Below are 17,360 nucleotides of genomic sequence, written 5' to 3' on the forward strand. Positions count from 1 at the left end.
ATCGCCGCCATATAAGCGAAACCGCTGCCTTTTTCCATGGCCCCCTTCTCGCGTCCCGGCGTGCGCAAATCCCCATCGGGCTCAACATAAATTGCGCAACGGCAAGCCATGGGTTACAAATAATATATGATCTCCGACGACATCCCTCAGGATTGGGAGCGTCAGCGCGCGTTTTTGACGGTGCTGCGCGAAGGGAGCATTTCCGCCGCCGCGCGCGCATTGGGTCTGGCGCAGCCCACCGTCCGGCGGCGTATCGAGGAACTGGAGGCGCAAACCGGGGCGGCATTGTTCGATCGCTCGCCGACCGGACTGCGCCCCACCGAACTGGCGCTCGCCTTGCGCGACCATGCCGAGGCGATGGCGGCGGCATCCGCAGCGTTCCTGCGGGCGGCATCCGCCCCGCCCGGCGAAGTGGCCGGCACCGTTCGCATCTCCGCCAATGCGGTTCTGGCGGACGAAATCCTGCCGCAGCTGTTCGGCCCGCTGCTCGCCCGGCACGCGGATCTGGCGATCGAGTTTTCCACGACCGGCGACGAAGATGCGCCGCTGGCACGCGACTGCGATATTGCGGTCCGGCTGGCGCAACCCGAACAGAGCGGACTGATCGCGACACGTATCGGATCGCTGACATTGGGTCTCTACGCGCATCGCGACTATCTGAAGGCGCATTGCACGCCGCGATCGGCAGAGGCGCTTCACGATCACGTCCTGATCGGACGCTTCCCCGATGCCGCGATCTTGCGCGCCTGTTCCAGCAAAGGAATTTCAGTCGCGCCGGACCAGCCCCGGCTGCGTTTCGACACATCGTCGGGCGTCCTCGCCGCACTGCGTGCCGGACTGGGCATCGCCCTGTGCCCCGAACCGCTCGCCCGGCGCGATCCGGCGCTGGTGCCGCTGTTCACCGACAGCGCGGATCTTCAGCACGAAATCTGGCTCGCCTATCACGAGGATCTGCGCCCGCTGGCGCGCGTCCGCGCGGTGTTCGATGCACTGGCGGACGCACTGCCGATACGGGCCGGCGCCCCGCTCCAGCGGCTTGCCCCCGCCAACTGGCCCGCCGCACCGACAAGCGACTGACCGGTCAGCGACAGCCCAGCGCCGCCGCGTCGATCGCCGTCGCCGCGCCGCCCAGCGCATAGACATCGGCAAAGCTGCGACCGTTGCGCGCCGTGGTCTCGACGCTCAGGCTCCGCCCCGATCGGATCGCCGAAACGATCGCGGCATCGGTGGCCGCATCCGGCGCCCATGCGTCGCGCTCGCCCGCAATCAGCTCGAACCGCCGCTCGCCGATCGCCAGCGTCACTGCGGCATCGGGATGGCGTTCGCGGCTCAGCCGGACATGCAGCTGGTCGTGAATATGCTCGCCCGGCCAGTTGGCGATGCTGACGAACGGAAGCGGATCGCGATACCGTCCGCGCGCAGGCTCGGCGATGGCATAGCAACGATGTGGCGAGGCATCGCGAAACGCACCCCAGCTTTCGAACACGCCCAGCGATTCGCGTCCCACCACAGTCTGGGCCGCAACATTCTGGGCCGCGACCAGCGCCAGCAGCGCAAGACGGATCATCATGCCGGCGCCGCCGCGCTGGCGCCCGCGCGATGCACCAGCGTTTCGACGCCGCGCTCGATCATCACCAGCGATCCCTGCGGCAGATCGGGCGCGATCGGCGCGTCGAACTGCGGCAACACATCGATGCCGGTCATCACCCCGCGCAGCACCCGGCTCGACATGCCGTGCATCAGCACCAGCCGATCGCCCGGATCGTCGTCGGTATCGTCGAGCCAGTGCGAAACCCGCGCCGCAATGCCGTCATACCATTCGCCCCCGGGCGGTCGCGTCCGATACAGGCGCTGCTCGGCGTCGAGGAACGCCGGCTCCTCCTTCGCCAGATCGGCATAATAGCGGCCCGACCAGTCGCCCAGGCCGATCTCCACCAGCCGGTCGTCATGCCGCGCATCATGCCAGTCGAGCTCGAGATGCTCGGCAATCACCGCCAGCGTCTGCAGCGCGCGGCCTGCCGAAGAGGACCATAGGGTGAGCTTCGGCTGCGGCCCCAATATTTCGCGCAGCGCCGCGCCCATCGCATCGGCCTGGGCAAAGCCGGCTCGCGTCAGCGGCGTATGAAGATGATCCCCCTGCATCCGCCGCGCGGCGTTGAACACGGTTTCCCCGTGCCGGGCGATGAAGTCGCGTCCCCTGCGCTGCGTGCGAGCCGTCATCCGCTCTCTTTCGCCCGTGCCACGGAAAGAACGCAATCTTCTTTTTTCCGCCGCGTTTCGTTCATGTGCCCGCAAGGTGACTTATCTCAATAGCACACCCGTGGCGCCGATCGAGACGCCAGCACAACGATATCCAAGGGAGTGACCCCATTATGCGTACCATGATTCTTGCCGCGCTGGCCGCCTCGGCGCTTGCCACGCCTGCATTTGCGCAGCGGCAGGATACGCCATTCTCCGGCCCGCGCGCCGAAGCGGTGCTCGGCCTCGACATCGTCGTCGATCGCGATGCGGACGAAGGCTATAACGGCCTGCTCTACGGCGGTGCGATCGGCTATGATTACCAGACGAACGGCGTCGTGTTCGGTGTCGAAGGCGAAATCACCGGATCGACGGTCAAGGCGACTGCGACCGACGTGCTCGTTGCCGGCGACACGATGCGCTCCACCCCAGGCCGCGATCTCTATGCCGGGGTCCGCCTCGGCGGGCTCGTGACGCCCAACACGCTCGTCTATGCCAAGGGCGGCTACACCAATGCGCGCATCGATGCCGATTATACCGTCGGTGCGACCAATTTGTCGGACAGCGAAAATCTCGACGGCTATCGCCTCGGCGCGGGCGTCGAACAGCGACTGACCGGCAATGTCTATGTGAAGGGCGAATATCGCTTTTCGCACTATGGTTCGGGCAATGATTTCGATGCCAATGTGAACCGTCACCAGATTGTCGGCGGCGTCGGCATCCGCTTCTGACCCGACCCATCGCAAGCCACGCGGCGCCGCAGCATCTGTGGCAGAAATGCAACGGTTTTTGTTGTTTATCTGGCGTTCATGAAACGCTGCGGCGCCACAAGCGCTTGTGCAATCCGCCCGTGAGTTGATGCGGGCCAGTAAAGTAACGCTTCAAGGAGTTTCCAATGCGTACCCTCATGATCGCCACTGTCGCCCTTGCCGCCACCACGGCGCTTGCGACTCCCGCCGCGGCCCAGTCGTCGGATCCCACCTTCACCGGTCTGCGCGGCACCATTCTCGGCGGCTACGACGGCATTCGCCCCGGCAGCACCGAGGATTCGGACGTTGATGGCGACAACCAGACGGTCGACGGTTTCACCTATGGTTTCGATGTCGGCTATGACATGAACCTGGGCGGCGTCGTTGTCGGCGCCGAAGCCGAACTGACGGATTCGACCGGCAAGGTCGACGCCAACACCTCCGACCCCAATTATTTTGGCTATGGTGAAGTCGGCACCGGCCGCGACATCTATGTCGGCGCGCGCGTCGGCGTTCCGGTCACCCCGCGCACGCTGCTCTATGCAAAGGGCGGCTACACCAACGGCCGTCTCAACGTGCTCGCCACCGACGGCACGACCGAGCTGCGCGATCACTTCGATCTCGACGGCTGGCGCGTCGGCGCGGGCGTCGAACAGGCGATCGGCACCAACAGCTATGTGAAGCTCGAATATCGCTACAGCAACTATACCGACGCCGATTTCACGTTCGACGACGGCACGACGACGAACACGTTCGAAGTCGACACCGATCGTCACCAGGTGATGGCCGGCGTGGGCTTCCGCTTCTGATCGGAAGCGATTTGCACGAATTTGCTGTGCATGAAGGGTCGGAGCAGCTTGCTCCGGCCCTTTTTCGCGTTAGAGAAGATGAACGGCGTGCGGTATCGCGGGCAGCAACCGTGGCCGGAATAATAATGGGCACGATCCCGGGGGTTTGAAGTGATGAAGGCGACGATCGAACGCGCAACGCTGCTCAAGGGGCTTTCCCACGTCCAGTCGGTGGTCGAACGGCGTAATACGATACCGATCCTGTCGAACGTGCTGATCGAGGCACAGGCTTCGGGCACGATCCGGCTGATGGCGACCGACCTCGATCTTCAGATCGACGAAACCATCCCCGCCGCCGTCGATCAACCGGGCGCGACCACGGTTTCCGCGCACACGCTGTTCGATATCGCGCGCAAGCTGCCCGAAGGGGCGCAGGTCGAGCTTTCCGCCTCCGAAGGCCGGATTCAGGTGACGGCCGGCCGCGCCAAATTCACGCTGGCGACGCTGCCGCGCGACGATTTCCCGGTGATCGCCGAGGGCGAATTGCCGACGACGTTCGAACTGCCCGCCGAAACGCTCAAGCAGATCATCGACAAGACGCGCTTTGCGATCTCGACCGAAGAGACGCGCTATTATCTGAACGGCATCTTCCTGCACGTCGCCGACGAATCGACGCCGATGCTGCGCGCCGCCGCGACCGATGGCCACCGCCTCGCCCGCGTCACCGTGCCGCGCCCCGACGGCGCCGAATCGATGCCCGACGTGATCGTGCCGCGCAAATGCGTCGGCGAACTGCGCAAGCTGCTCGACGAAGTCGACGGATCGGTCGGCGTGTCGCTTTCGGGCAGCAAGATCCGCTTCGATCTGGGTCAGGCGATCCTGACCTCGAAACTGATCGACGGTACCTTCCCCGATTACACTCGCGTCATTCCCACCGGCAACGACAAGCTGCTCAAGCTCGATCCCAAAAGCCTGATGCAGGGCGTGGATCGCGTGTCGACCATCGCCACCGAAAAGACGCGCGCGGTGAAGATGGCGCTCGAACGCGACAAGGTGATCCTGTCGGTCACCAGCCCCGAAAACGGCGCAGCGGCCGAGGAAGTGCCCGGCGAATATGCCGCGACCGGCTTCGAAATCGGCTTCAACAGCAAATATCTGATGGATATTCTCGGCCAGATCGAAGGCGATATGGTCGAAGTCCATCTTGCCGACGCATCCGCGCCGACGCTGATCCGCGAAAATGACAAGTCCCCGGCGCTTTACGTACTGATGCCGATGCGCGTGTAATCCGCATCTGACGGGCGGGGTGGAGGATGAAGCTCCGCGCCCGCCCTTTCAGATCGCGTCCTGTTGGCTGAACCCTTCGGCACCGCGAAACAGCGTGCCGACGCCGCGATTCTGCCGCAGCCCGTTCAGGTCATAGGTCCGCACCGGCAGCTTGAACCGCGCCGGATCGGTCCAGCCGTCCTCGACTGCGGTCAGCCGATAGAGATCGTCGGGCACCGCCCGCCCCGGCTTCAGCACCGCGATACGCAACACCGTTCCGCGAGCCGCCAGTTTGGCGAGCGCCGCCGCAACGGGGTTTTCGCGGCCATATATGTCGCGCGGCAGCGCGTCTCCCGGTGCCAGCAACAGCGCGAACAGCCTGCCGACATCCTTAAGCCGCTCGTCCTGCGTCAGCACGACTTCGACATAGCCGCTTTCGTCTTTGTCCTTGTAGGCGATGCGATGGAGTGTGCCGGGAACGCCGGCGACGATTTCCCGCCCCATGTCGATCACCGCGACTTCGGGAAGCGGCTCGGGCTCTGGCGGCTGCATGCCGTTGCGCATCATCACATCGGCATAGGTCTGCATCTGCGCGTCCTGATGCTCGCCCAGGACGATCAGCAGGTCGTGACGCGTGGCGGCCGCATTTTCGCGCACCATCTTGTTGCCTTCGCGGTGCATGTCGGGCCCGATGATGAAATCGGTATCGCCTCGCGTCAGCAGCGACCATGTGCCCGATTCGAGCTTCGCTTCGTCGGTTCGGGTGGCGATATAGACGACCATGCCGTCGCGCACCCCGCCGCGATCAAAATGCGCGATGGTCGCAGGAACGGCACCGTCCCGATCGACTTCGCATCCGCCAAGTGAAAACAGCAATGCTGCGATGAATAGTATGCGCATGCTTCCCCCCGAAAGTTATCGGAATGTTGCCGCAAGTTCTTATTCACGCAAGTCGATTACATCACGGCGTCGCATTTTCACCACGAGCGGGATATAGGCCGCCGGACCGAAACCGATGCAACACGCCCCGATCCCATCGCCGCCCGCGCAGGCCCCCCTGAACCCCGGCGCTCCGCTGCGCCGCGACTGGCGCACGGCGTTCGACGCGCTGCGCCGCCTGCTCGCCAATGGCGACGACACTGCCCAGGTGTTCCGGATCATGCGCGCGCTCAACGCCGATGTGTCGCAGCGCAGCTATCGCCGCCTGCTGGCAACGGCGCAGGGCGGGCAGCTCGCCTATCGCCGGATCGAATTGTCCGAACGGTTTTCCGATCGTGCGTGGATCGATTCGTTGCCCCCGGGGACAGTCGGTGCAGCCTATCGTGCGTTTCTCGACAGCACCGGCTATTCGGCGATGGGACTGGCCGAAGTCAGCCGCAGCGAAGGCGCCTTTCAGCATGGCGATGTCGAACATCCCTATGCCTGGATGGGCCGGCGCGAACGCGACATCCACGACATCTGGCACATCCTGACCGGGTACAAGGCCGACGAACATCTCGGCGAACTCTGCCTCGTCGCGTTCAGCTATGCACAGACGCGCGGGCTCGGCTGGGGCTTCATCGCGCTCGGCGGCGGGCTGAAAAGCGTCCGCACGACCGGCAACCTCGCGGTGCTGCGCGCGATCCGCGAAGGCTATCGCCATGGCAAGGCCGCGCACTGGCTGCATGGCGAGGATTATGAGCGGCTAATGGCCGAACCGCTCGACGCCGCGCGCAGGCGGCTCAACATCGCCGACCCGATTCGCTACCGCGAAGCGCAGGCGCGGCTGGCCGCATCGGGCATTTCCGCTCTCTGACCGCTGCGGGTCAGGCCATCGCCAGCCCGCGCCGCTTACTTTGCCCTGCATAAGTCCAGAACCCTTGAAGACATCGCCCCCTCTGTCCCGCGCGCCCAGCCTCCGCTAGAGACGCTGCATGGCTCTATCCCGCCTGGTCCTCACCGATTTTCGCAACCATGCCGATGCCGTGCTGATGCCCGGCCCGGGCTTTGTCGTGCTGACGGGTGAGAATGGCGCGGGGAAGACCAATGTGCTGGAGGCGGTGTCGCTGCTCGCGCCGGGGCGCGGGCTGCGGCGCGCGGCGCTGGCGGATATGGCACGGCAGGGCGGATCGGGCGGGTTCGGCGTTGCCGCGACGCTGCGCGATGCGGAAATCGGCACCGGCACCGAGCCGCAGGCACCCGAACGCCGCATCGTCCGCATCAACGGCGCGGCGGCCTCCGCATCGGCGCTCGCCGAGCGGCTGAGCGTGCTTTGGCTCACTCCGGCGATGGACCGCATCTTTGTCGAGGCGGCGGGCGAGCGCCGCCGCTTTCTCGATCGCCTCACGCTCGCGCTCGCCCCCGGCCATGGCCAGCATGCCAGCCGATACGAAGCCGCGATGCGCCAGCGCAACCGCATCCTTGCCGACGATGCACGCCCCGATCCGCAATGGCTTGCCGCGCTTGAGGCGCGCATGGCCGAACATGGCGCCGCGCTCGATGCCGCGCGCCGCGATACCGTCGCGCATCTCGGCGCGCGGCTCGCCGATCAGCCCGAGGGGGTGTTCGCCCGCGCCGCACTGGCGCTCGAAGGATGGGAGGGCGATGCCGCCGCGCTCGCCCGTGCGCTTGCCGAGGGGCGCAGCCGCGACGCCGCCGCCGGGCGCACGCTAACCGGCCCGCATCGCGTCGACCTGATCGTCACGCATCTCGCCAAGGATCAGGCGGCGGGCCTGTGTTCGACCGGCGAGCAAAAGGCGCTGCTGCTCGGCATCGTGCTTGCCCATGCCGAGCTGGTTGCCGATCGTACCGGCCGCGCGCCGATATTGCTGCTCGACGAAGTCGCCGCGCATCTCGACCCGCTGCGCCGCGCCGCGCTGTTCGAACGGCTCGCCGGGCGCGGTCAGGTGTGGATGACCGGCACCGAACCCCAGTTGTTCGAAGCCGTCCCCGGCGAAGCAACGCGCTATCGCGTGGCGGACGGCGCCATCGCGACCTGATCCTTTTCGCGGCGCCGCTTGCCGCCCTATCGCCGCGCGCCCGACCGGTTTAGAGCGGCCCCGCACCACCCATATCAAAGGAGACCGGGTCGATGGCAGGCCGGCACGACAGTTACCGCCCGCTCAACGTGCCCAAGCCGGTGGCCGACGATATCTGGATCGTCGACGGTCCGTCGATCGGGTTCGGGATGATGGGGCTCAGCATCCCCTTTCCCACGCGGATGACAGTGGTGCGGCTGCCCGATGGCGGGCTGTGGCTGCATTCGCCGGTGGCATGGCATGACGGCCTCGCCGCGCGGCTCGCCGATATCGGCCCGATCCGCCACATCGTCGCGCCCAACACCATCCATTACTGGTATGTCCCCGACTGGGCGAAGCGCTTTCCCGACGCGCAGCTGCATCTTGTCCCCGGCCTGCCCGAAAAGGCCAAGCGCCCGCTGCCCGACGGAGAAACGCTGACCGGACAGGCGCCGGAGGCATGGGCCGGCACGATCGATCAGCTGCTGGTGTGCGGCAGCATCCTCAACGAAGCCGATTTCTTTCACCGCCCCAGCCGCACATTGATCCTCACCGATCTGATCGAGAATTTCGAACCGCAGCGCGTCCACCCCTGGCTGCTGCGCAAGCTTATCCAATGGGCAGGCGCCGCTGCTCCCACAGGCTCCGCCCCGATCGACATGCGCCTGAGCTTCTGGCGCCACCGCAAGGCAGTACGCGCGGCAGCGCAGCAGATGCTGGCATGGGAACCCGAACGCGTGATCCTGGCCCATGGCGCATGGCACGAAACGGGCGGCGTCGAAGCTGTGCGCAAGGGGTTTCGCTGGGTGTTGTGAGGGCGCGATATGGGCCGGCCATCCATGTCCTGTCGTGGGCCGGTTCGCGACTGTCTGGTTCCCGCTATCTGCCCACCGAAACCGGACATTCGGTTGCCGCCGCAAAACAGCCGGAGTGCCGCACCGACACTCCGCATCGTGAATCGGGGCTGTTGCGACCGGCGCCACCAGTCGGCATAAACCCCTTTGTTCCTTTTCTGCTGCGACGGAGATGCGAGTGGGTGAGCGACTGGAATGACGGCGCCTCTTCCATTCTTCCTGCGAACGGTCGAATCCTCTCTTTCGGAAAGTCTCTCAATGCGTTTGCTTGCTTGCTGCCTCTGGATTTCGATGATCGCCGGCACGGCGGCCGCGCAACAGTCGCCGACGGTGACGGCGGCCGATTATACGCGTGCCATGCACCAGCTGGGTCCGTGGACCGCGCCGCTGGTCGACCATGCGGTACGCTCGGCGCAATGGATCGACGCGCGGCACTTCTGGTATGTCGACACCGACCATGGCGTGCCGACGATCATGCTGGGCGATGCAGCCAACGGCACCAAGGCACCGGCCTTTGATACGGCGGCGTTGCTGGAATCGCTGAACGCGGCCGGGCTGGGCGGACGCGACGCGACGAGGCTGTATTTTGCGGGCTTCGAGCCGGATTTCGACAAGAACAGCGCGATCGTGACGGTTCGCGGCGAGCGCTATGAATGTGGCCTGGCGCAACCATATGGCTGTCAGAAGCTGGCTGCGCAGCCTGGCGAAGGTCCGGGGGTGCTTTCCCCGGACGGTACGCGCGCGGTCTTCATACGCGACTGGAATCTGTGGGTCCGCGACGTCAGCACCGGGGCGGAGCGGCAGCTGACGACCGATGGTGTCGAAAATTTCGGCTACGCCACGGATAATGCGGGCTGGAAACATTCGGATCAGGCGATCGTGATCTGGTCACCCGATTCCCGGAAGGTGGCAACCTTCCAGCAGGATCAGCGCGCAGTCGCCGACTTCTCGACCACGACGACCGAGGTGGGCCACGGCCGCACGGATACGTGGAAATATCCGTTCGTCGGGGACAAGGAGATCATTCAGATTCAGCGTGTCATCGTCGACGTCGACAATGCCCGGGTGACCCGTTTGAACATGCCGGCCGATCTGCACCGGTCCTCGCTGTGCGACGATGTGGTGTGCGGCGATGGCCCGCAGGACATGCAATGGGCAAAGGACAGTCAGACGCTGGCGTTCGTGTCGACCTCCCGCGATCACAAGGTGGAGACGATGCGCATCGCGGATGCGAACACCGGCGCGGTCCGCGATGTGTTCACCGAAACCGTACCGACCTGGTTCGACAGCGGGTATAATGACGAAGGGTTCAACTGGCGCTATCTGTCGGAACGCGGCCAGATCCTGTGGTGGTCTCAGCGCGACGACTGGGGCCATTACTATCTGTACGACGCAGGCACCGGCCGGCTCGTGCGGCAGGTGACGCAGGGGCATTGGAACGTCGACCACCCCGTCTTCATCGATGAGCGCACGGGCAAGATGCTGATTGCCGGTGTCGGGCGGGAACCCGGCGTCGATCCCTATTACCGAAGCATCTATGCGGTCAATTTGAACGGCGGTGCACCGCGGCTGCTGACGCCCGAGAAGCAGGACCATATCGCTATAGCGTCAAGCGATGGGCGCTACTTCGTCGACATCTATTCGACGCCGCAAGAGGCGCAGACCGCCGTGTTGCGCCGCGCCGATGGATCGGTGGTTGCGCAACTGGCGAAGGGCGATCTGACGCGATTGCGCGCGACGGGCTGGCAGCCGCCGGAGAACATTGCCGTCACGTGCAGCGACGGCAAGACGCTGTGCTATGGCCTGCTCTTCAAGCCGGCGGGTTTCGATCCGCAGAAGAAATATCCGATCATCGACTATGTCTATCCGGGGCCGTTCATGGGAACGATTGCCACCCGGCAGTTTATCCCGTCACACGGCGATTCGGATGCGTTGGCGCAGTTGGGCTTTGCCGTCGTGCAGATCGACGGCATGGGAACGCCGCGACGGACAAAGGCCTTTCAGGACTTCTACTATCGCAACATGGGCCTCCAGGCCGTCCCCGACCAGATGACCGGAATCCAGGATCTGGCCACGCGCAATCCGTGGATCGACATCGATCGTGTCGGCATCTGGGGCCATTCGGGCGGCGGCAATGCGACCGCGGCCGCGATGTTCCGCTTTCCCGATTTCTTCAAGGTCGGCATCGCCGAAAGCGGGAACCACGACAACCGCAACTATGAGGATGATTATTACGAGAAATATCTCGGGTTGCTGGAAACGGATGGGAACCGGTCGAATTACGACACCCAGGCGAACGCGGATTTTGCCCATAATCTGAAGGGTAAGCTGCTCCTGGTGCACGGGATGCTCGACGACAACGTCCCCGTCTCGTCAACGCTGCTGGTGGTCGATGCGCTGGAAAGGGCGAACAAGGATTTCGATCTGATCCTCTTTCCGCGAGCGCATCACGGCTATGGCGACATGTCCGGCTATATGATGCGGCGTCGGTGGGACTATTTCGTCAGGAATTTGATGGGAGCGACGCCCCCGGACGAGTTCAGGATCGCCTATCCGGGATTCGGCGGCTGACGTCGCGCAAATCACGACCATGCTGCCGGTTCGGGGAGCGTTGACGCGCCTCTGCGGCGTTTCCGGCTGAATGCGCGGCCGCTGTCGGGCATTCGGCACGGGAGTTGGAAGCTCTTGTTAGGGGCGCAAAGCTGTCGCCAGCGCCCCAAAAAATCCCTGTCCTACAGGCCCGTTCCCGTGCCACCCCTTCGCCATGCGCAATCGCCGCGCGCGTGCATGCGCGCCCGCACGCGCGCAAGATCGTGCGAACCGGTGCGAACTTTGGACGGGGAACTGCGGTTTTTAATAAGGGAACCCAATTGTGCCTTCGCGGCTTCCTAGGGCACGATCGTTACGCTGAAGGAGCAATATGTCCCGCCGTTCGCCCGCCAAGCTGGAAGTCCGCACCGCCACGCCCGCCGACATTACCGGCATCCTCACGCTGATCGGCAATGTCTATACCGGCGTCGAAAACTATACCGCGGGCATGATCCGGGGACAGATCAACAATTTCCCCGACGGCCAGTTCGTCGCGCTTTATGAAGGCGAAGTGGTCGGTTATTGCGCGTCGAGCCGGATCGACGAGGAAGTCGCGCTCGCCCCGCATGACTGGGAATCGATTTCGGGCAATGGCTTTGGCAGCCGCCATGATCCGACCGGCGACTGGCTCTATGGCTTTGAAATGGCCGTCGCGTCGAAACAGCGCGGGCTGCGCATCGGCAAACGCCTCTACGAAGCGCGCCGTGCCCTGTGCGAGCGGCTCGAGCTCAAGGGCATCGTCTTTGCCGGGCGCATGCCCAATTATCGCCGCCACATGCGCAAGGTCGACGGGCCGGACGATTATCTCCAGCAAGTGGTTGAGGGGAAGCTGCGCGACCCGGTGATCGGATTTCAGCTGTCGAACGGCTTCACGCCGATCGGCGTGCTGCGCGATTATCTGGACGAGGACAAGCAATCGATGGGGTTCGCCGCGCACATGGTGTGGCGCAACCCCTATGTCGATCCCGACGAACCGCCCGCGCATCGCGTGCCGCGCGACATCGAAAGCGTCCGCCTCGCCACGTGCCAGCTTCAGGCGCGCGCAGTGAAGGATTTCGACGAATTTCTGCGCAACGTCGAATATTTCGTCGATGTGGCGTCGGGATATCAAAGCGACTTCATTGTCTTTCCCGAACTGTTCACGCTGTCGCTGCTGTCGTTCGAGCGGCGCGACATGTCGCCCGCCGAGGCGATCGAGAAACTGACCCAGCACCGCCGGCCGCTGGTCGATGCGCTGTCAAAAATGGCATTGAGCTACAACATCAACATCATCGGCGGGTCGCACCCCACGCGGATGGACGATGGCGAGATTCAGAACGTCGCCTATGTCTGTCTGCGCGACGGATCGGTGCATGTGCAGGAAAAGATCCACCCTACCCCCAACGAAGCCTATTGGTGGAAGATCAAGGGCGGCGACAGCGTCGATGTGATCCAGACCGATGTCGGCCCGATCGGGGTACTGATCTGTTACGACAGCGAATTCCCCGAACTCGCCCGCCGGCTGGTGGACGAAGGGGCGCGGATCATCTTCATCCCCTTCTGCACCGACAATCGCCAGGGCTATATGCGCGTGCGCTATTGCGCCCAGGCTCGGGCAGTCGAAAACCAGTGTTTCGTGGTGATGAGCGGCAATGTCGGCAACCTGCCCGGCGTCGAGAATATGGACGTGCAATATGCGCAAAGCTGCATCCTCACGCCCTGCGACTTCCCCTTTGCGCGCGACGGGATTGCGGCGGAATCGAGCGAGAATATCGAAACGCTGACGATTGCCGACGTCAATCTGGCCGACCTTACCTGGGCACGGGCCGAGGGCACGGTGCGCAACCTTACCGATCGCCGGTTCGACCTGTATCGCATCGACTGGGATCGCGCCCCGCGCGGCGAGCAGCAACAACCAAGCGGCCATCCGATGGGGCAGCATGGGCCGGGCGGCGGATGATCGCCGCACTAGGTCGTGAACTCATAAACGGCGCCGTCGAGGTTTGAGGCAAAATGGCTCAGCGCAAGGAGGCAGGCCGCAGGAATATGGCGATATTTCGAGGTCTGCCGACGCCGCGCTGGGCCATTTTGGTCAAATCCCTTCGGGGACGTCGGAATGGCTTCCATCTCGGCCCAAAGCGGCCTTGGAAGGGCGCCCAGCCCTCCCGGCGGCCACTTTGGCCCGATATGTTCGCCATTCCGGCACCTCGGCGGTTCCGTTTATGGGTTCACGACCTAGCTCGCTTGCCGCTTGCAACCGGCATTGGCTGATATATTCTGATGCCGCCGGTTTTCGGGGGGATACGCCATGGCCTGGCCGATCACGTCACTTACCGCCGCGTTGCTGGGGCTCGGCCTCGTCACGCTCAGCATGTTCGTCAGCTTCGGGCGGCGATCGACCGGAATCGATCTGGGCGAAGGCGACAGCCCGCTGCTTTCCCGCCGCATTCGCACCCATGCCAATTTCATCGAAACGGTACCGATCCCGCTGGTGCTGCTCGCGCTGTTCGAGGCGCAGGGCCCGGCAAGCGAGCTGCTGTGGATCACCGCCGCGCTGCTGGTTTGCGGGCGGGCGGCGCATGTCGCGGGGATGCTGACGCGCAATCTGCCGCTGCGCGCCGGGGGCATGCTGGCGACGCATGCCGCGACTGCGCTTCCCGCATTCGGCCTGCTCGCCTATGCCAGCAACGCCGTCTGAATTCAGATGCCGCCCGGCGGGGCCGATGCCATGCGTTCGGCCATCGCGATATTGCCGTGCATGACGGCAAGCGACATCGCGCTGTTGCCGTCATGATCCTCCACCGTCGGGTCCGCGCCGTGGCGCAGCAACAGATCGGCCAGCCCCTTGCGATCGAACATCGCGGCGGTCATCAGCGCCGTCTGTCCCATCCGGTTGCGGGCGTTGACGTCGGCGCCGGCTTCGATCAGCAGCCGGGCGATTTCGATCTCGCCCTTGAACGCCACGCCCATCAGCGCGGTGTTGCCGCTTTCGCCATCGCCGCTGTCAAGCTGCGCCCCGGCAGCCAGCAGCACGCGCGTCGCCGCTTCATGGCCGTTGTAGCTCGCCAGGATCAGCGCGGTATAGCCGCGCCCGTCGCGCGCCTCGATATCCGCGCCCGCATGCAACAACGCGGTCAGCGCGTCGGCATCGCCGTCGCCTGCTGCGAGAAACCAGCGCCGGGCGAGATCCGGACTGGTATGCGGGTGAAGCTTTCCAAGCTCGGACATGACGCACCAATATCGCGAATCACTCGCAAGGGATAGCGGGCACCGGGATATTCGCCGCCGGGGCACGCCACCCCGCCGGGGAGCGCCCGGCGTGCCATTTTGCTTCCCTACGCCAATGCCAATCCCTATATGATTGCTATGGCAACTCCTCCTGCAGACGCACCCAAACCCAATGAATATGGCGCATCCTCGATCAAGGTCCTCAAGGGCCTCGATGCGGTGCGCAAACGCCCCGGCATGTATATCGGCGACACCGACGATGGTTCGGGCCTCCACCATATGGTGTTCGAGGTTTCCGATAACGCGATCGACGAAGCGCTGGCGGGCCATTGCGACCGCGTGCTGATCGAACTCAACGCCGATGGTTCGGTGTCGGTAGAGGATAATGGCCGCGGCATTCCCACCGACATCCACAAGGAAGAAGGCGTGTCGGCCGCCGAAGTCATCATGACTCAGCTGCACGCAGGCGGTAAGTTCGAGAATACGACCGAAGGCAATGCGTACAAGGTGTCGGGCGGCCTGCACGGCGTCGGCGTTTCGGTGGTCAACGCGCTGTCCGAATGGCTCGACCTCAATATCTGGCGCGACGGGGAAGAGCATTATATGCGCTTCCGCCACGGCGATGCCGAAGCGCCGCTGAAAGTGATCGGCCAAGCCACCGATGCCAACGGCAATCCCAAAAAGGGCACCCGCGTCACGTTCCTGCCCAGCCCGGCGACGTTCAAGATCACCGAATTCGATTTCGAGAAGTTGACGCATCGCTATCGCGAGCTCGCCTTCCTCAATTCGGGCGTGCGCATTTTCCTGCGCGACCGCCGGCATGAGGATGTGGCCGAAGTCGAACTTTATTATGAAGGCGGCATTGCCGCGTTCGTCCGCTATCTCGATCGCAACAAGACCGCGCTGATTCCCGAACCGATCGCAGTGGTTGGCGACAAGGACGATATCGGCATCGACGTCGCGCTCGAATGGAACGACAGCTATTACGAAAACGTCCTCTGCTTCACCAACAACATCCCGCAGCGCGACGGCGGCACGCATCTGGCCGCGTTCCGCGCCGCGCTGACCCGCACGATCAACAGCTATGCCGACAAGTCGGGCATGCTGAAGAAGGAAAAGGTCACGCTTACCGGCGATGACATGCGCGAAGGGCTGACCGCGATCGTGTCGGTCAAGCTGCCCGATCCCAAATTCAGTTCGCAGACCAAGGACAAGCTGGTCAGCAGCGAAGTGCGCCAGCCGCTCGAAAGCCTGATGTCGGAAAAAATGACCGAATGGCTCGAGGAAAATCCCGCTGAAGCGCGGATGATCATCCAGAAGGTGATCGACGCCGCCGCCGCGCGCGAAGCCGCGAAAAAGGCACGCGAACTCACCCGTCGCAAGGGCGTGATGGATATCGCCAGCCTGCCCGGCAAGCTCGCCGATTGTCAGGAGCGCGATCCCAGCAAATGCGAATTGTTCCTTGTCGAAGGTGACTCGGCCGGCGGTTCGGCCAAGCAGGGCCGCGACCGGCATTTCCAGGCGATCCTGCCGTTGCGCGGCAAGATCCTGAACGTCGAACGCGCGCGCTTCGATCGCATGCTCGGATCAAAGGAAATCGGCACGCTGATTCAGGCGATGGGCACCGGCATCGGCCGCGACGATTTCAACATCGAAAAGCTGCGCTATCACAAGATCGTGATCATGACCGACGCCGATGTCGACGGCGCGCATATCCGCACGCTGCTGCTCACATTCTTCTATCGCCAGATGCCGGAAATCATCACTTCGGGCCATCTCTATATCGCTCAGCCGCCACTCTATAAGGCGTCGCGCGGTCGCTCCGAAGTCTATCTGAAGGACGATGCGGCGATGGACCAGTATCTGGTCGAACATGGCATCGCCAATTCGATCCTCGAAGCCTCTCTGGGCGGCCCGCGCTCGGGCAGCGACCTGCTCCAGCTGGTCGAACATGCCCGGCGCATGCGCACGCTGATGCGCTATGTTCCGCGTCGCTATGATGCGGCGATCATCGAAGAGCTGGCGATGGGCGGCGTGCTCGATCCCGAAATCTCGCGCGAGGAACGTACCCGGCGACTGGAAAAAATCGCCGCCGCGCTCGACCGCACCGACGAGGATGCACGCTGGGCAGCGGATCTGACCGAGGCCGGCAGCCTGCATTTCCAGCGAATCTGGCGCGGCGTGACCGATCACCACATCATCGAAGCGAGCTTCCTGGCTTCGGCCGAAGCGCGCAAGCTGCACACGCTGTCGCAGGAACAGGCCGAAAGCTATGCCGGCGTCGCCAAGCTGGTGCCTGCCCGGAACGCCAATGCCGCCGATGAGGTAGAGGAAGTCGCCGAGGGCGAGGAAATCCCCGTCACCGCCGGCAAGGGCGAGACGCTGGTTTCGCGCCCCAGCCAGCTGCTCGATGCGATCCTGGCGTCAGGCCGCAAGGGGCTGTCGGTGCAGCGCTACAAGGGTCTGGGCGAAATGAATGCCGAACAGCTGTGGGAAACCACGCTCGATCCGACCAACCGCTCGATGCTGAGGGTCGCGATCGATCAGGCCGATGTCGCAGACGAGATCTTCACGCGCCTGATGGGCGATGTCGTCGAACCGCGCCGCGAGTTCATTCAGGAGAATGCGCTGAGCGTCGCCAATCTGGACGTGTAATTCCGATCGATTGGGGGG

15 protein-coding genes are annotated in these 17,360 nt (G+C 64.1%); 11 read left to right on the forward strand and 4 right to left on the reverse strand.

Annotation, left to right across the window (positions count from 1 at the left end; translation table 11 throughout):
• Positions 1 to 126: 126 nt before the first annotated feature.
• Positions 127 to 1,077, forward strand: a complete 951-nt coding sequence (locus tag DKB74_RS08770) for a LysR family transcriptional regulator (RefSeq protein ID WP_109807786.1) — start codon at positions 127 to 129, stop codon at positions 1,075 to 1,077.
• A 4-nt stretch (positions 1,078 to 1,081) separates the two neighbouring features.
• On the opposite strand, the gene DKB74_RS08775 is transcribed toward DKB74_RS08770, so the two are convergent.
• Positions 1,082 to 1,567, reverse strand: a complete 486-nt coding sequence (locus tag DKB74_RS08775) for a hypothetical protein (RefSeq protein ID WP_109808237.1) — start codon at positions 1,565 to 1,567, stop codon at positions 1,082 to 1,084.
• A complete protein-coding gene (locus tag DKB74_RS08780) occupies positions 1,567 to 2,220 on the reverse strand; it encodes a histidine phosphatase family protein (RefSeq protein WP_109807787.1) in 654 nt (217 codons plus the stop codon). The genes DKB74_RS08775 and DKB74_RS08780 overlap by 1 nt, the downstream gene beginning before the upstream one ends.
• A 152-nt stretch (positions 2,221 to 2,372) precedes the next feature.
• Here DKB74_RS08780 and DKB74_RS08785 point away from each other — a divergent pair, with 152 nt between their 5' ends.
• From DKB74_RS08785 to dnaN, 3 genes are all read left to right on the forward strand, one after another.
• On the forward strand, positions 2,373 to 2,969 hold the full coding sequence (locus tag DKB74_RS08785) for an outer membrane protein (protein ID WP_109807788.1): 597 nt from the start codon (positions 2,373 to 2,375) through the stop codon (positions 2,967 to 2,969).
• Between the two features lie 164 nt (positions 2,970 to 3,133).
• Complete coding sequence (locus DKB74_RS08790; RefSeq protein WP_109807789.1) at positions 3,134 to 3,796, forward strand: outer membrane protein; 663 nt, start codon at positions 3,134 to 3,136, stop codon at positions 3,794 to 3,796.
• Between the two features lie 153 nt (positions 3,797 to 3,949).
• On the forward strand, positions 3,950 to 5,062 hold the full coding sequence (gene dnaN, locus DKB74_RS08795) for a DNA polymerase III subunit beta (RefSeq protein WP_109807790.1): 1,113 nt from the start codon (positions 3,950 to 3,952) through the stop codon (positions 5,060 to 5,062).
• Between the two features lie 48 nt (positions 5,063 to 5,110).
• Here dnaN and DKB74_RS08800 read toward each other — a convergent pair whose 3' ends face one another.
• Complete coding sequence (locus DKB74_RS08800) at positions 5,111 to 5,941, reverse strand: hypothetical protein (protein WP_109807791.1); 831 nt, start codon at positions 5,939 to 5,941, stop codon at positions 5,111 to 5,113.
• Between the two features lie 115 nt (positions 5,942 to 6,056).
• Between DKB74_RS08800 and DKB74_RS08805 the strand changes: the two genes are divergently transcribed.
• From DKB74_RS08805 to DKB74_RS08830, 6 genes are all read left to right on the forward strand, one after another.
• Positions 6,057 to 6,836 (forward strand): Coq4 family protein, encoded by a 780-nt coding sequence (locus DKB74_RS08805; protein ID WP_109807792.1) that lies wholly within the window; start codon positions 6,057 to 6,059, stop codon positions 6,834 to 6,836.
• A gap of 118 nt (positions 6,837 to 6,954) precedes the next feature.
• Positions 6,955 to 8,019, forward strand: a complete 1,065-nt coding sequence (gene recF / locus DKB74_RS08810) for a DNA replication/repair protein RecF (RefSeq protein ID WP_109807793.1) — start codon at positions 6,955 to 6,957, stop codon at positions 8,017 to 8,019.
• A 92-nt stretch (positions 8,020 to 8,111) separates the two neighbouring features.
• On the forward strand, positions 8,112 to 8,852 hold the full coding sequence (locus DKB74_RS08815; RefSeq protein WP_109807794.1) for a DUF4336 domain-containing protein: 741 nt from the start codon (positions 8,112 to 8,114) through the stop codon (positions 8,850 to 8,852).
• A 297-nt stretch (positions 8,853 to 9,149) separates the two neighbouring features.
• On the forward strand, positions 9,150 to 11,462 hold the full coding sequence (locus DKB74_RS08820) for a S9 family peptidase (RefSeq protein WP_109807795.1): 2,313 nt from the start codon (positions 9,150 to 9,152) through the stop codon (positions 11,460 to 11,462).
• Between the two features lie 349 nt (positions 11,463 to 11,811).
• Positions 11,812 to 13,419, forward strand: a complete 1,608-nt coding sequence (locus tag DKB74_RS08825) for a bifunctional GNAT family N-acetyltransferase/carbon-nitrogen hydrolase family protein (protein ID WP_109807796.1) — start codon at positions 11,812 to 11,814, stop codon at positions 13,417 to 13,419.
• 348 nt (positions 13,420 to 13,767) lie between these two features.
• Positions 13,768 to 14,157, forward strand: coding sequence for an MAPEG family protein (locus DKB74_RS08830; RefSeq protein ID WP_109807797.1), 390 nt, complete (start codon positions 13,768 to 13,770; stop codon positions 14,155 to 14,157).
• Positions 14,158 to 14,159: 2 nt separating this feature from the next.
• On the opposite strand, the gene DKB74_RS08835 is transcribed toward DKB74_RS08830, so the two are convergent.
• On the reverse strand, positions 14,160 to 14,687 hold the full coding sequence (locus DKB74_RS08835; protein WP_109807798.1) for an ankyrin repeat domain-containing protein: 528 nt from the start codon (positions 14,685 to 14,687) through the stop codon (positions 14,160 to 14,162).
• A 138-nt stretch (positions 14,688 to 14,825) separates the two neighbouring features.
• Here DKB74_RS08835 and gyrB point away from each other — a divergent pair, with 138 nt between their 5' ends.
• On the forward strand, positions 14,826 to 17,342 hold the full coding sequence (gene gyrB / locus DKB74_RS08840) for a DNA topoisomerase (ATP-hydrolyzing) subunit B (RefSeq protein WP_109808238.1): 2,517 nt from the start codon (positions 14,826 to 14,828) through the stop codon (positions 17,340 to 17,342).
• Positions 17,343 to 17,360: the final 18 nt, after the last annotated feature.

This window comes from Stakelama portus, assembly GCF_003171655.1.
Lineage (GTDB): Bacteria > Pseudomonadota > Alphaproteobacteria > Sphingomonadales > Sphingomonadaceae > Sphingomonas > Sphingomonas portus.